Origin of the sequence: Micromonospora sp. NPDC093243 (assembly GCF_044753725.1) — a bacterium.
Taxonomy (GTDB): Bacteria; Actinomycetota; Actinomycetes; order Mycobacteriales; family Micromonosporaceae; genus Micromonospora.
The window spans coordinates 155554-169649 of record NZ_JBIVNT010000006.1; the positions used below are offsets into that span (position 1 = coordinate 155554).

The following is a 14096-nucleotide window of genomic DNA, read 5'->3' on the forward strand; positions in this document are numbered from 1 at the left end:
TGAAAGCGTAGGCGAATATTTAACTTCTTCAAGTATTGATTATCGTGAGGCGGCCGGCCTACAGTCGGCATCCCCGCTCACGGCTCTGTGGACAACCACCGCTCCAACTCGCGCACGTACTGCGGCGCCCACTTCGGGGTCCAGCGCAGGAAGTAGACGCTCATCGACAATGCGTGGATGGCGTGCCCGAGCCGGACCCGGGACTCCCAGTCGTCCGGCAGCGCACAGACCTCGCCGTAGGCGGCCAGGAACGCCGCCCGCCCGTCGGGGAACCCGTTGAAGATGTGCTCGTCGAGCTTGCCGAAATCCAGGAACCGGTCCGCGTAGCCGCCGTGCTCGAAGTCGAGCAGGCACGCGATCCGGCCAGCCCGCAGGACGAGATTCTGGCGCCACAGGTCGCCGTGGGTCAGCGACGGCGCGGCGTCCGCGGGCACCATGCCGACAGCGCGGTGCATCGCCGCGGCCAGGCCGTCACGCCCGACGGAGGTGAAATCCTCCGGTGCTCCACCGAGCCGGGAATCAACCAGGGCGTGCAGGAACATCCGGATGTCCGGGTACTTCTCGGCGCCGAGCACGTCACCGAACCACGGGCCGGAGCAGTCGTGGATCTGGCCCACGAGCTGACCCAGGTCCGTGGCGAACCGCAGGCGTTGGGAGGAGTCCATCGCCTCCCACGCCGCATCGGCGGGCGTGCCCTCCTGGTACTCCTGCACCAGCACCGGCGCACCCAGGGCCGCGCTCCGCGGCACGAACCCGCGGAACCGCACCACCGGAACGCCGACCTCGGCGGCGCGACGAGTGGTGGCGATCAACCGGCGCAGGTGCTCCGGGTCCGGGTCGCGCACCGGGGTCTTCACCAGCAACGGGCCTTCGTCGGTGTCGGCCACCCACTGCCTGCTGGTGAAGCCGGCGTCCAGCCCGCGGATGCCCGCCACCCGCACGCCGGGGCAGGCCTCGCCCAGCGCGCTGCGGACGACGTCCGCCCCGACCATCTCCTGCCCTGGCAGTCCACTCACGCCCTGATCATCTACGGGCGCGCCCCGCCACGGCCAGCACGGGGTCCGCTACGTCAGCTGCGGGAGCGGGGCAGGCAGTCCTTCTTGTACTTCAGGCCCGAACCGCACCAGCAGGCGTCGTTGCGCTCCGGCGGCCACGGGATGTGCGCGTCGGGCTGGGCCGAACGCTCCCGCGCGTACCGCTCCCGGATGCTCGAATCACCAAGCTCGCCGTTGTTCCGGCTGGCGAAGCCGGTGAGCCCGTCCACCGATCCGGTGAGCACGCTCAACCCGCCTCGGCCCGCGTTGGCCAGCCGGACCAGCTGCTTCTCCAGCCGCGCCCGGTGCTCGTCCCAGTCCGGCCCGTACACCTCGGTCAGCTCAGGGTGCTCGGCGAGCAGGCGGTCGAACTCCGGCCGGGGGAAGAAGACCAGGTCGGGCTCGGTGGCCTGGCGCTGCTCCGCCCGGCGGACGAGCTGAGCCTCCACCCGGTCGGCCAAATCGTCGTGCCGGTCGTGCGGCAGGTTGAGGTTCCGGCGTACCCGGTGCCGCTGTTGCAGCAGGAAGAAGAGGACCCCGGGCGCCTCCGGCGGGCCGACCTCCACCGCCGGTTCCGCGGCCGCCCCGGCCCGCTCCGGCGCCTCGGCGGCCGTGGCGCGCTCGCCGAGCAGGGTGTCGACCGCCTCGCTCAGCCACTCGTCGGCGGTCGCCGAGCGGCCACCGGCGTCCAGCGCCGCGCTGACGTACGAGGGGGCCTCGGGCTGCTCGGTCAGCAGCGGGCGCAGCGCGGCGAGCTCCGCCATCGCCTCGTCCTCCCGGCCGCCGGTCCGGAACATGATCCGGGCCCGCAGCGCCCGGGCGAAGCCGGCCCGGACATCGTCCGTGCTCGGGTACGCCGCCACGGCCCGGTCCGCGTACCGCAGCGCGGCGTCCAACCGGGCCCGGACCTCGGCGATCTCGGCGGCCAGGGCCAGCGCGTCCCCGGCGTCGTCCGGGTCCGCCAGCCGGCCCTGCTCCACCGCGTCGGCCAGGTCGGCGGCGACGCCGAGCGGGTTGGCCGTCCCGAGGGCGGTACGGCGAAGTTCGGCGAGGTCGGCGCTGGTGATCACGTCTTTCGGCACGATCTCACGGTACGTCGGCGCGCACCCCGAGCGCGGGCTGATCACCTGTAACGCCCATCTCACGCCGCCCGGCAGGTGTTACGGGCAGCCGGAGATGTGCAGGTCTTCCGGCGGGCGTCACGGGCAGCGGGAGATGCGCACGCCGGCGTCACGGGTAGCGGGAGGTGTGGCGGAACAGGCCGAGCCGGTTCAGCCCGACCAGCGCCAGCGCGATCCCGGCGAGGAGCACCAGCCACTGCTCGACCAGCGGGTAGAGCCGCACCACCCAGCCCTGGCTGAGATAGACCGGGTCGACGCAGGAGATCTCCGCCGATCCGGAGAACCACGGATCGACCCGGCGGCCGTCGACCTGGGGACCGCGGTTGGGCCAGGACGGCACATCCACCGTCCGCGCCTCGCCCTGATCGGGGGTGATGGTGCACGGATGCTGGCCGCCGCGTACGGCGCTGGTCAGGTAGGCAGGGCCGGCGCCGTTCCAGGTGTGCCCGGCGTCGACGGCGCCGGCCCGGGCGAAGCCCATGAGGCCCAGGCACAGCGCGGCGAGCACGCAACCGAGCGCCACGAGCCCGCGTCCCAGCCAGCGGTTCGTCTGCTTCGACAGGGCTCTCATCGGGGCGGATCCTCGGGCCGTTCCGGTTCGTCCGGCGCCGGCGGCTCGTCGTCCGCGCCGGCGGCCGCGTCCTGGTCGAGGTCGCCGGTGAGCTGCTGGTCGTCGGCCAACGCCGCCGCCGAAGCGGCAAGATCATCGAGGTCGAGCCGCTCCGCGTCCGTCCGGGCCCGGCTGAAGTACTCCTGGTAGTCGGTCACGGCGAGCAGTCCCCGAGGGGCGACGCTGCCGTCCAGCAACTGCTGCCCGATCTCCCGGCCGATCGGGTCGGGGCCGGCCAGCATCGCCTCGTAGATCATCTGCCGCCGGCGGGACTCGTCGCGCAGCACCGCACCGTACGGGGTGCGGTCGACCGCGGCGAGCACGTCGTCCGGACGGGCGGGCGGGACCTCGTTCACGCTGGACATCCTCCCCGATGATGCGGTCACTTCGGCAGACCGTCGGGCGGCGGCGCCAGGACGGGAAGCTGATCCGCGCCCGCGGCCAGACCGAAATCGCCGACGGCCGAGGTGAACGCGCTGGTGAGCGAGTCGGCCCGGCCCACCAGATCCAACGCCTCCTTGAAGAGGTCCCACATCTTGTAGCCCTCGTAGAGGGCCGCCGCCCCGAAGACCACCCCGCCGACGATGGTCTCCGAGGTCGCCGCGGCGGTGCTGGCCGCCGCCACGAAGATCATGGCGGCGTCGACCAGGTCGGAGAGCAGGGAACCGAGCACCTTGCCGATCTCGAACATGGCCTCGGCGGTCTTGCGGTACTCGGCCGCCAACGCGACGAGCGGCACGGCCGCCTCGTCGAGCTTGCGCGCCGAGTTGACCAGGTGGGCCTGGAACGCCGTGGCCGCCTTGCCCTGCCAGTACTGCTCGCTGCCGAGCGCGGCCCAGCGCACGTTCACCGCCATGCCACCCAGGGCCGAGGCGACGTTGTCGAACACGTCGGCGCAGCCCCGCACACCGGTCCAGTCGCCGGCGATCGGCTTGATGAGGCTCTCGTACGGGTCGTAGGCGCGGTCGCAGATGCCCAGCTTGGCGGCGAGCCACGTGGCGCCCCAGAGCGCGTCGCGGGTCAGCGAGGTCGGACTGGCGATGTCCCACAACTGCGGCTCGAACTGGAACGCGTCATCCTTGCCGTAGTCGGGTATCGCCCGGAAGCTCTCCCGAGGCTCCGCCCGGTCGGCGAAGCCCGCCGCCGACCCGGTGGATCGGTAAAAGCTGGCGAACTGCGACCGGTCGACCTGACCGCCACCGCGAAAGGCGCGATCGAACTGCTCCGCCGCCGCCCCGTCGGTGCGCTCGTAGTAGTCAAGCGACTGCCGCAGCGACGACCCGGTCCGGCTGGCCGTGAACTTGGCGACGTCCTCGACGAAGCCACGGACGTCGGACACGGCCCGCTCGTGCTTGCCGCTGATCCGGTTGATGAAGCCCGGCCCGTACTCCAGCGCGGTGTTCGTGTCGATGTAGCCCAACCCGGCCCGGGCGTCGTCGCCGAGCCGGTCGAACACCGTCGGCAGGCCGCGCAACGCGGCCACATCGACGTCAAAACCCATGAGAAACGCCCCCGTGTACGCCGACCGGCACCTCCCCGGCCGGTCATCGCACCGCACATCCTCCTACAGAGGACGGCCGCGATGGGGGCACGACGTGAAGCTGTTTCCACCCTGGGTCACGGTCAGCCCGTGTGCTCCGCCACGAGCTGCCCGTCGACGTACGCGCGGTACTGCTGCGGTCGGAAGCCCGCGAACATAAGCTTGCGCTCCTTCTCGATGAGCACGTCGTGCCGCTCGTGCACGCCCACCGTGAACTGGTACCGCTTGACCAGTTCGACCGACAGGACGCGTAGTTCGCGGTGCACCGGCTGGCCGTCGACGGTGATGGACAGGCCACCCCAGACCTTGTCGAACGAGAAGGTCACCTGGTGCCGCTCCTCGACACCGACGTCGAAGCTGAACTTCACCGCGGGAGTCCTTCGGCCTCGGTGGCGAGTAGGCCGGCGGTGCGGGTGCGCTCGCGCCGGACAGCGCCGGTCAGGTCAGTCATGTCGCATCTCCCCGATGATCCGCTTGATCACGTCCCTCGATTCTGCCTCACCGCAGCCCCGTCTACGCCCCTCCACACCGCTCGTGCCGCAGCTCGCTCCAACGGTGGGCAGCCGTCACGGAGTCGGCGTCGGGGTCGGGGTCGGGGTCGGGGTAACTGACGGATGGCGCGGGACGATCTTGAGGGCCTGGCGCGGGTTCTGGAGCAGCCAGGCGGCGACCAGAGGTTCGGCCGGCAGTGTCGGGATCAGGGATGCGGGGCTGACCCGCTTGGCTGGCATACGGAATCCGACGCAACTGCGGTGGTGGTAAACAACCACTCCTGATTCGCCCGATCGGGATGAGGCACGCTCACCCCCGTTCCGCAGGCTGTCGAGGGGTCGCTGCGCGACAACCAGTTGGGGATCACGGGCGAGCTCAAGGAGCGGGAACGCAGGGGAATCCTCTCTCCGTCGCCGGGAACTCAGGGACCGGCCAGTTCGAACACGTCGTGACGCTGCGGGGCGACATCGACCCGAACAGCGTCGGCGCGGGGTCTTCCTGTGCGGGGTGTTGACCCTTACGCGGGGGCAAGACGCACCGGACCGAACCGCGGCGTATTGAGGTCAGAGGCTCATAACTGGCGGTTCGACGGCGATCGGGCCGGAGAGGAGAATCAGGTGGAATACCAGGATTTCATCAACGCAGTGGCCACGCGGGCAAAGGTGTCGACCGATCAGGCGGCGACACTCACCCGCGCGACGTTGAAGACATTGGGAGATCGGATCAGCGCCGGCCAGGCTGAGGACCTTGCCTATCAGCTTCCCGATGGGCTTGACGATCACCTGCGCAAACCGCCACCGAATAGAAGGGAGGAACAGGCCAGGTCGTTCGGGCTCGACGAGTTCGTGCGGCGGGTGGCGGAAGCGGACCGCCCGGCCATCGACCGTGCGCTCGCCGGTGCCGGGGTCCGCGCGGTGCTCACCACGCTACGTGAGGCTGTTACCCGTGACGAGTTCGAGAACGCGGTGGCCCAGCTTCCGAACGAGTTCCGGCAGGTGATCGAACCGGTGGGTGCCGGTGGCGGGCAGCGCCCCAGCTCCTAGGGCACCTTGACTGGTCCGGAAGGAGAACTGGTGAACTACGCCGAGTTTCTCGAAACGGTGGGGAAGCGGGCGGGCATGCCGGCGGCGGAGGCGGCGACGTTCGTCGGAGCCACGCTGACGACCTTGGCGGAAGGGGTCAGTGGCGGCGAGGCGCGGGACCTGGCCACCCAGCTCCCCGAGGAGTTGCGGGGGTACCTGCACAAGGAAGTCGACTTCGCCGAACGACTCGACCTCGTGGAGTTCCTCAACGAGGTAGGGGTCCGCGCGGGAACGGATGACGAACGGCCCACTGAGGGCGCCCGCGCCGTGTTGACGACCCTACGCGAGGCGTTGAGCCCCGAGGACCTCGACAGTCTGGAAGCCGAGCTGCCGAGGGATATCCGGCAGCTGCTTCATCCAGTGGCCCGCGGCGTCGGGCCCTGAACCGAGCCACTTCCTGGCCCGATCCGGGTACGGTGCGCGGGTGGAGGTTGGATTCGCCCCGCCCGTCTCCGGCTCGTGGGCCACACCGGAGACCATGGTCCACGTCGCCCGCCGCGCCGAGCAGCTCGGATACCACTCGCTCTGGACGTTCCAGCGGCTCCTGGTGCCCGCCGACCTCGGCTGGAGCGAGACCTACCACTGCGTCCAGGACCCGCTGACCACGCTGGCGTTCCTGGCGGCTCACACCACGCGGGTGCGGCTCGGCGTGGCGGTGCTCAACATGCCGTTCATCTCTCCGGTGCTGCTGGCCAAGCAGACCGCGACTCTCGACATCCTCGCCGGCGGACGACTCGACGTGGGACTCGGCCTCGGCTGGGCGGACGAGGAGTATCAGGCGACGGGGGTGAGCAAGCATCGGCGGGGCCGTCGGGCCGAGGAGTTCCTCGCCGTTCTCCGCGCCCTCTGGCAGGACGACGTCGCCGAGCATCGCGGCGAGTTCTACCAGGTCCCGCCGACACGCCTGGAGCCGAAACCCGTGCAGCGGCCACACCCGCCGATTCTGCTCGGTGGCCAGGCGCCTGCCGCGCTGCGCCGGGCCGGCCGGCTCGCCGACGGCTGGGTCAGTGGCAGCCAGGCGGACCTGACGGGCATCGGCGAGGCGATCGCGACCGTCAAGGCCGCCGCCGCGGAGGCGGGCCGAGATCCGCGCTCACTGCGATTCGTCTGCCGCGGCGCGGTCCGCGTACGCCCGACTGGCCCGCCCGAGCGCGAGCCGCTCACCGGCACGCTCGAGCAGATCCGGTCGGATCTTGGCAGACTTGCCGAAGCCGGCATCACCGAAGTGTTCGTCGATCTCAACTTCGATCCGGAGATCGGCTCACCCCGCGCCGACGCGCAAGCGTCGCTGCGCCGGGCCGACGAGGTGCTCGACGCCCTCGCTCCCACCCGCTGACAGCCCTGACGGGCGCTCACCCGGCCGGGTCGGCTGCCGCGTCCGCCGCGGACCACGCCGACCAGGTTCTCACCGCTACCGCGATCACCGGCCCGGCTGGTGGCCGCTGGACGTACTGCGGGTACTTGTCGGCCAGCGCCGCGCGGGCCGCGGCCTCCTCCGCGCGGTCCTCCACCAGCCGGCCGTGCCCGTCCAGCCGGACCCACCACAGCCGCGACCAGTCCTCGTCGTACGCGTCGACCAGCAGGCAGGCGTGCCCCGTCGCCCGGATGTTCTCCAGCCGGCGTAGCCGCCGGTGGCGCTTGGGCTTCTCGTCCACCGCGTGGTAGACGACATCGTCGAGCAGGACGAAGCACACGGGCACCAGGTGTGGACGCCCATCCGCTCGGACGGTGGCCAGCCGCGCCACCCTGGCCGACCGGACCCGATGCCGGAGTTCGTCGGCGGGCACAGGCCCGACGGTAACAGCCGACACCCGTCACGGTGACTCGTTGTGGCCGGGCGTCGTTGAGCCGATGGGTGTGCCGGCGCCGTCTGATGGTGGGAACCCGACCTGGGGCAGCCACGTCGTAGGGGGCATGACGGGTAGCAGTGCCCACGTACCCCATCCAACGACCGCCACCGGCGTCCTCCGAGTCATGACTCCAGCTCGCGTCATCGGCCTGGCCCTGGTCGCCGGCCTGGCGCTGGTCACCGGCTGTACGGCGGAGCCGGTCCCCGTGCCGCCACGTGACCAGGGAGTGCCGGCCGGCGGGTTCCGGCTCGTCGCGTTCGACTCCTGCCCGGAGGCGCTGCGGCAGCTGAAGACGGCTGCCAAGGCATACGTCGGGCCCTGGGGGTTCGGGCCGAACGGGGACATCCGTACCTTCGGCAGCGCGGAACAGGCGGGGGCGCCCGCCGCCGCGGGGCGGGCGGACGCGGCGCCCAAGGGCTACTCGGGCACCAACACGCACGAGGCCGGGGCCGATGAACCGGACCTGGTCAAGAGCGACGGCAAGCGGATTGTCACCGTGAGCGCCGGCAAGCTGTACGTGGTCGACCCGGCCACCCGCCGGCTGACCGGAGAGCTGGAACTGGCACCGGGTGCCGATGGGTTTGGCGGGGCCGAAGACGCCCTGCTGCTGCACGGTGACCGAGCGCTTGTGCTGCGCCGCGACGGGTGGGCCGGGATGGCGAAACCGGCCGTTCCCGGGGAAGGCACGCGCGCCGTCCCGGCAGACGCCCCGATGCCGGACGGCACCGTCGGCCCCCGGCTGATCATGGTCGACCTTTCCGGCGCGCCGAAGGTCATCAGCGAATACGGGATCGACGGCAATCTGGTGGACGCCCGCCAGGTGGGCACGACGGTCCGTGTCGTGGTCCGCTCCGCGCCGCGGCTGACCTTCCCGTACCAGGAACGGGCCACCGACGAGCAGCGCGCCGCCGCCAATCGCGAGATCATCGACAACGCCACCACCGACGACTGGCTGCCCCGGTACGAGGTCACCTCCGGCGGGCGAACCAGCACCGGACGGGTCGGCTGCGACCGGGTGAGCCGGCCGGCCATCTATTCCGGCACGTCGCTGGTGACCGTGCTCAGCTTCGACCTCGGTGCGGCCACGCTCGACGGCGGCGACCCGGTCACCGTGATCGCCGACGGCGACACCGTCTACAGCAACGGACCTCGGCTGTACGTCGCCAATGACCAGCGCTGGCGGGTGCTGCCGATGTTGACCGCGCGGAACCTCGCACCCGGTCCCAAGGACGAGACCACCGAGATCTATCAGTTCGACACCTCGGGCGCGGGTGCCCCGCGCTACGTCGCTGCCGCGTCCGTACCGGGTTGGCTCATCAACCAGTACGCCATGTCCGAGTGGGACGGGCACCTGAGAGTGGCCACCACGAGTGGCCGTACGTGGGGCGACAAGCCGAACTCGACGTCCAGCGTGTACGTCCTGCGCGCCGACGGCACGGCGCTGACCCAGGTCGGCAAGGTCACGGGACTGGGCAAGGGGGAACGGATATACGCGGTACGGTTCGTCGGCGGCACCGGGTACCTCGTCACCTTCCGGCAGACCGACCCGCTCTACACCGTCGATCTGCGTGATCCGGGGGCGCCGAAGGTGAGCGGCGAACTGAAGATCAACGGGTATTCGGCGTACCTGCACCCGGCCGGCGAAGGACGGCTGCTCGGCGTCGGGCAGGAGGCGTCCGACCAGGGCCGTGTCCAGGGCACCCAGCTCTCGCTCTTCGACGTCTCCGATCCGGCCAAGCCGACCCGGATCGCCCAGTATCACGTCAAGCAGGGGCACTCCGAGGCGGAGTTCGACCCGCATGCGTTCCTCTACTGGCCGGCCGAACGCCTGGTCGTGGTTCCACTGACCGTCTTGGGCGCAGGCCCCGTGAGCGAACCCGGTGCGGTGGACGGCCCGGGCAGCCCGGCCCTGCCGAGCAACGTGGCGCTGGCTGTGCGGGTCGAAGACGGCGGGTTCACCGAGGTGGGCACGGTCGATCACGCGCTGGGCACGGGGCGTCCCGAGGATCTGGCGCCGATCCGCCGGTCACTGGTGGTCGACGGAGTGCTCTGGACCGTTTCCGGCGCTGGCCTCAAGGCGACCAGCCTCTCCACCATGAAGACCCTCGGCTGGCTGCGTACGGCGTGACCGGCATGATGGTGTCCGGGGTGGCCCGGTCTGGGTGGGCGCGGGTTGCCCGCCGCGCACCGCCTGGCGTCCGCACCGACAGCGAATGATCGGGCCCATGGCGATCAGGCGGCGGGTAACGTGAGCGTCGTGGAGGATCTCGGCGTGCGGGTGTCGTACCTCGCGCTCGCCGTCGGCACCCGGGTCTACGACGTCGACTCGGCACCCGTCGGCGTGGTCGAGCACGTGATCGCCGACGAACAGGCCGACATCCTTCACGGCTTGATCGTGGCACCGCCGAAGCCGTACGGGTCCCACCGCTTCGCCCACCGGGAGCAGATCGCCGACCTGTACGAGCGGGGGGTCGTGCTGTCGGTGCCCGGTGCCGAAATGCACGAGCCGGGCGAGGACGCGCCGGCCAGAGAGGCCGAGGGCGCGGGTGACGACCCGGTGCAGGTGGGCCTCCGCCGCGCCTGGGAGTGGCTGAGTCGACCGCGCTGAACCTGACGGGCCTGCCGCACGGCCAGGTCTCAGGCTGATCGGGCAGTGTCAGTGATGTGCGCGATTACGGCCGAGTAGTCCCGGTCGCCAAGGCCGGCCTCCTGGGCTGACGCGACCCACTGCCGCGCGGCCACCGCGACCGGCAGTTCGACGTCTGCCGACTCGGCGGCCGACACGACTAGATCGGCGTCCTTACGGGCGAGTGACAGCGCGAACCGGAATGGGAACTGATCGGACTCGATCGCTGGTCGTCGCCGATCCGCTTGCGCGCCGACGGGAGTCGCGGACAAGACCTCGAACGCCGTGTCGCGCGGCAGTCCAAGCCCATCCGCGAGGGCGAGCGCCTCACCGAGAACAGCGAGCACTCCGAAGAGGGTCGAATTGGCTACCAGTTTGGCGGCCGCGCCGGCACCGAGCGGTCCGACATGCATCGGCGAGCCAAGCGCGCCCAACACCGGCATCCACCGTTCGGCGAGCGGCTCCGGCCCTGCGACGAATATCCGTAGCGAACCGGACTCCGCCTCCGAGACGCTGCCCAGCACCGGCGCATCGAGCAGGCCAACGCCGTCCAGCAGCATCGCGGCCAACCGTCGCACGGCGGCCGGCCCGACCGTGGACATTTCAACGAGCAGTAGTCATAGCTGCAGATGTTGATGCCCCGGCCCCCGGACCGCGTCCGATCGCAGGCCGCAGTTGTGGCAGGCGGTCGTTGTCGTCCTACTGCCGATATCGCTCGACCAGCTGGTCCATCACCGCGTCCAGCCGCGCGTCGGTCTGCTGCCGCGACGGGTCTTCGTCGTGCCACGCGACGATCTCCCGAGCGCCCTGGGCGAACGGGATCGTCGCGACGAAGTCCGGGACGACACTGCGCAGCTTGCTGTTGTCGAACACCATCGAGTGCGCCTTGTCGCCCAGCAGACCGGCACCCCACTGCGGGTGGGCCACCGCGATGGCGTCCGACGGCACGTGGACGATGCGAGCCTCGACCCCGGCGGCGGCCGCGAGAGTCTCGGCGATCTGGTTCCACGTCAGGGCCTCGTCGGAGGTGATGTGGAAGACGTCGCCGAGCGTACGGGGGTGGCCGAGCAGGGGTACGAAGCCACGGGCGAAGTCCGTGTGGTGGGTGAGCGTCCAGAGCGAGGTGCCGTCGCCGTGCACGACGATCGCCTTGCCCTGCCGCATCCGGCCGAGGACGGTCCAGCCGCCGTCGAACGGGACCAACGTCTTGTCGTACGTGTGCGAGGGCCGCACGATCGTCGCTGGGAACCCCTCGTCGCGGTAGGCCGCGACGAGGACGTCCTCGCACGCGATCTTGTCTCGCGAGTACTGCCAGAACGGATTGCGCAGCGGCATCGACTCGACGATCGGCACCCGAGCGGGCGGAGTCTGGTACGCCGACGCGGAACTGATGAACACGTACTGTCCGGTGCTGCCGCGGAACAGATCGATGTCGTTCTTCACGTGTTCCGGGGTGAACGCGACCCAGTCCACGACGGCGTCGAACTCGCGCCCGCCGAGGGAGGTCCGCACGGATTCAGGGTCGCGGATGTCGGCACGCAGCACCGCCGCCTCCGGCGGTATGGGCCGGATGGTGGTGTCTCCGCGAGTGAGCACCGTCAGCTCGATGCCCCGCTCGACGGCGACGCGGGCGCAGGCCGAGCTGATGATGCCGCTGCCGCCGATGAACAGGACCTTCAAGGCAGTCACAGCTGTACGCTAGGCGATCATTCGCCGGCCCGTCCCGGCGGGTCGAGGTTCGCGTGCGGCGGTCCCGGCGTATCCGTCAACGGACCAGCCCAGTGCCGTCGGTGGTCCGGTCGACGGAGGCGTCGTGGATCGCCACCAGCACGTCGTGGCTCAAGTGCACGTCCAAGGCCAGCATGTCGGCGCCGACGGCGACCGCCCGCTGGTACGCGTACATGGCGTTCGACGGCGCCCCGCTCCCGCCGCTCTGGTGCGCGATGTGCAGCAACCGCTCGACCAGCCAGAGATTGCGTGACTCACCGGGTCGCGAGGTACCGTCGGCCTGGGCCGGGCTGCCCCGGTATGGCAGCGAGGGACAGCACGGCCAACAAGGGCATCGCGGTGGCGACGATGCGCCTGAACCGTCCGGAGCTCATGCCTTCGGACCCTCCTAACGCCCGGGAAACCCCCGGGTCCGGGACTCGTGACCGGACGAGCAAATCTGAATCAGCCCCTCAGCCCGGGTATCCGGCGTCGCCGATTCGTCGTACCCGGAAAGTACGACTGGTGGAGACCGATGAATCTCGGCGCAACGGACGGTCTAACCCTCCGTACCGTCGACAAGCGGAAGGATGAGGCCATGAGCGGCATACGGGTGCTGGTAGGTACGCGCAAGGGCGCGTTCACGTTGACGTCCGACGGCAGGCGCGGCGACTGGACAGTCGACGGCCCGCACTTCGGCGGCTGGGAGATCTTCCATCTCACCGGATCCCCGGCCGACCCGGACCGGCTCTACGCGTCCCAGTCCGGCGGCTGGTTCGGGCAGTTGATCCAGCGCTCGGACGACGGCGGCAAGAGCTGGACGGCAGTCGGCAACGACTTCGCCTACGCGGGCGACGTGGGGGAGCACCTGTGGTACGACGGCACTCCGCGCCCGTGGGAGTTCAAGCGCGTCTGGCACATCGAGCCGTCCCGCGATGACCCTGACACGGTGTACGCGGGTGCGGAGGACGCCGCCCTCTACGTGTCCACTGACGGCGGCCTGAAGTGGAAGGAACTGAGCGCGCTTCGTACCCATCCGACCGGGCCGACGTGGCAGCCGGGCGCCGGCGGCATGTGCCTGCACACGATCATCCTGGACCCGGTGCACAAGGACCGGATCTACGTCGCCATCTCGGCGGCCGGCGCGTTCCGCAGCGATGACGCCGGCGCCAGCTGGCTGCCGATCAACAAGGGCCTGCGCTCGGGCGAGATCCCCGACCAGGACGCTGAGGTCGGCCACTGCGTTCACCACATCACCCAGCACCCGTCCCGGCCCGACACGCTGTTCATGCAGAAGCACTGGGACGTCATGCGCAGCGACGACGCCGGTGCGAACTGGCGTGAGGTCAGCGGCGACCTGCCGTCGGACTTCGGGTTCCCGATCGCGGTGCACGCGCACGAGCCGGAGACCATCTACGTCGTGCCGATCAAGAGCGACTCCGAGCACTACCCGCCGGAGGGCAAGCTGCGCGTCTACCGCAGCCGCACCGGCGGCGACGACTGGGAGCCGTTGACCACGGGCCTGCCGCAGTCCGACTGCTACGTCAACGTGTACCGCGACGCGATGGCGGTCGACACGCTCGACCCGTGCGGGATCTACTTCGGCACCACCGGCGGCCAGGTCTACCACTCGGCGGACGGCGGCGACAGCTGGGCGCCGATCGTACGGGACCTACCGGCCGTGCTCTCCGTGGAAGTCCAGGTGCTGGCGTGATCCGGGTCGTCCTCCCGGCCCACCTGAAGAACCTGGCTCACGTCAGCGGCGAGGTACGCCTTGAGGTGCCCGGGCCCCCGACGCAGCGCCTGATCCTGGACACCCTCGAGGCGCGGTACCCGATGTTGCTAGGGACGATCCGCGACCGGCACACCGGCACGCGTCGGGCGTTCGTGCGGTTCTACGCCTGCGAGCAGGACCTGTCCAACGACGCACCCGACACGCCACTGCCTGAAGAGGTGATCGCCGGCAAGGAACCGTTCATCATCCTCGGCGCGATGGCCGGGGGATAGCCCGGCCATCGCGCGAGATGGACCCCT

At 70.5% G+C, this 14096-nt stretch carries 17 protein-coding genes; 7 read left to right on the forward strand and 10 right to left on the reverse strand.

Annotation, left to right across the window (positions count from 1 at the left end; all coding sequences use genetic code 11):
- Positions 1 to 77: 77 nt before the first annotated feature.
- The 6 genes from ACIP9D_RS21445 to ACIP9D_RS21470 all read right to left on the reverse strand — a co-directional run bounded on the left by ACIP9D_RS21445 (position 78) and on the right by ACIP9D_RS21470 (position 4673).
- Positions 78 to 1016 (reverse strand): aminoglycoside phosphotransferase family protein, encoded by a 939-nt coding sequence (locus ACIP9D_RS21445; protein ID WP_350873803.1) that lies wholly within the window; start codon positions 1014 to 1016, stop codon positions 78 to 80.
- 53 nt (positions 1017 to 1069) lie between these two features.
- Complete coding sequence (locus tag ACIP9D_RS21450; protein ID WP_350873804.1) at positions 1070 to 2116, reverse strand: SEC-C domain-containing protein; 1047 nt, start codon at positions 2114 to 2116, stop codon at positions 1070 to 1072.
- Positions 2117 to 2264: 148 nt separating this feature from the next.
- Entirely contained in the window at positions 2265 to 2726 is a 462-nt protein-coding gene (locus ACIP9D_RS21455) for a hypothetical protein (protein ID WP_350873805.1), read from the reverse strand.
- Positions 2723 to 3130, reverse strand: a complete 408-nt coding sequence (locus ACIP9D_RS21460) for a hypothetical protein (protein ID WP_350873806.1) — start codon at positions 3128 to 3130, stop codon at positions 2723 to 2725. Before ACIP9D_RS21460 ends, ACIP9D_RS21455 begins: the two co-directional genes overlap by 4 nt.
- Positions 3131 to 3147: 17 nt before the next feature.
- Positions 3148 to 4266, reverse strand: a complete 1119-nt coding sequence (locus ACIP9D_RS21465; RefSeq protein ID WP_350873807.1) for a hypothetical protein — start codon at positions 4264 to 4266, stop codon at positions 3148 to 3150.
- A gap of 122 nt (positions 4267 to 4388) precedes the next feature.
- Positions 4389 to 4673: a hypothetical protein gene (locus ACIP9D_RS21470; protein ID WP_350873808.1), complete on the reverse strand. Its 285-nt coding sequence runs from the start codon at positions 4671 to 4673 to the stop codon at positions 4389 to 4391.
- 741 nt (positions 4674 to 5414) lie between these two features.
- Between ACIP9D_RS21470 and ACIP9D_RS21475 the strand changes: the two genes are divergently transcribed.
- The 3 genes from ACIP9D_RS21475 to ACIP9D_RS21485 are packed head-to-tail and all read left to right on the forward strand — an operon-like array spanning position 5415 to position 7215.
- Positions 5415 to 5840 (forward strand): DUF2267 domain-containing protein, encoded by a 426-nt coding sequence (locus tag ACIP9D_RS21475; RefSeq protein WP_350873809.1) that lies wholly within the window; start codon positions 5415 to 5417, stop codon positions 5838 to 5840.
- 30 nt (positions 5841 to 5870) lie between these two features.
- On the forward strand, positions 5871 to 6263 hold the full coding sequence (locus ACIP9D_RS21480; protein ID WP_350873810.1) for a DUF2267 domain-containing protein: 393 nt from the start codon (positions 5871 to 5873) through the stop codon (positions 6261 to 6263).
- A gap of 40 nt (positions 6264 to 6303) precedes the next feature.
- Positions 6304 to 7215, forward strand: a complete 912-nt coding sequence (locus ACIP9D_RS21485) for a TIGR03619 family F420-dependent LLM class oxidoreductase (RefSeq protein WP_350873811.1) — start codon at positions 6304 to 6306, stop codon at positions 7213 to 7215.
- A 16-nt stretch (positions 7216 to 7231) separates the two neighbouring features.
- Here the strand turns inward: ACIP9D_RS21485 and ACIP9D_RS21490 are convergent, their stop codons facing one another.
- Positions 7232 to 7666, reverse strand: coding sequence for a TIGR03668 family PPOX class F420-dependent oxidoreductase (locus tag ACIP9D_RS21490; RefSeq protein WP_350873812.1), 435 nt, complete (start codon positions 7664 to 7666; stop codon positions 7232 to 7234).
- A 187-nt stretch (positions 7667 to 7853) separates the two neighbouring features.
- On the opposite strand from ACIP9D_RS21490, the gene ACIP9D_RS21495 reads away from it, so the two are divergent.
- Positions 7854 to 9857 (forward strand): beta-propeller domain-containing protein, encoded by a 2004-nt coding sequence (locus ACIP9D_RS21495; protein WP_350873813.1) that lies wholly within the window; start codon positions 7854 to 7856, stop codon positions 9855 to 9857.
- Positions 9858 to 9986: 129 nt separating this feature from the next.
- The gene (locus tag ACIP9D_RS21500; protein WP_350873814.1) at positions 9987 to 10337 is read left to right on the forward strand and encodes a PRC-barrel domain-containing protein; all 351 of its coding nucleotides are present in this window, start codon (positions 9987 to 9989) and stop codon (positions 10335 to 10337) included.
- A gap of 29 nt (positions 10338 to 10366) precedes the next feature.
- Here the strand turns inward: ACIP9D_RS21500 and ACIP9D_RS21505 are convergent, their stop codons facing one another.
- The 3 genes from ACIP9D_RS21505 to ACIP9D_RS21515 form a co-directional block, all read right to left on the reverse strand.
- A complete protein-coding gene (locus ACIP9D_RS21505; protein WP_350873815.1) occupies positions 10367 to 10957 on the reverse strand; it encodes an NAD-binding protein in 591 nt (196 codons plus the stop codon).
- Between the two features lie 97 nt (positions 10958 to 11054).
- Positions 11055 to 12044: an SDR family oxidoreductase gene (locus tag ACIP9D_RS21510; RefSeq protein ID WP_350873816.1), complete on the reverse strand. Its 990-nt coding sequence runs from the start codon at positions 12042 to 12044 to the stop codon at positions 11055 to 11057.
- Positions 12045 to 12120: 76 nt separating this feature from the next.
- Positions 12121 to 12309 carry a glycerophosphodiester phosphodiesterase family protein gene (locus tag ACIP9D_RS21515; RefSeq protein WP_350873817.1) on the reverse strand — a complete coding sequence of 63 codons (189 nt, stop codon included), beginning with the start codon at positions 12307 to 12309 and terminating at the stop codon, positions 12121 to 12123.
- A gap of 351 nt (positions 12310 to 12660) precedes the next feature.
- Here ACIP9D_RS21515 and ACIP9D_RS21520 point away from each other — a divergent pair, with 351 nt between their 5' ends.
- Together ACIP9D_RS21520 and ACIP9D_RS21525 are read left to right on the forward strand one after the other, a co-directional pair.
- Positions 12661 to 13776, forward strand: a complete 1116-nt coding sequence (locus ACIP9D_RS21520) for an exo-alpha-sialidase (protein ID WP_350873818.1) — start codon at positions 12661 to 12663, stop codon at positions 13774 to 13776.
- Positions 13773 to 14069, forward strand: a complete 297-nt coding sequence (locus ACIP9D_RS21525; protein WP_350873819.1) for a MoaD/ThiS family protein — start codon at positions 13773 to 13775, stop codon at positions 14067 to 14069. The genes ACIP9D_RS21520 and ACIP9D_RS21525 overlap by 4 nt, the downstream gene beginning before the upstream one ends.
- The last annotated feature ends 27 nt before the right edge of the window (positions 14070 to 14096 follow it).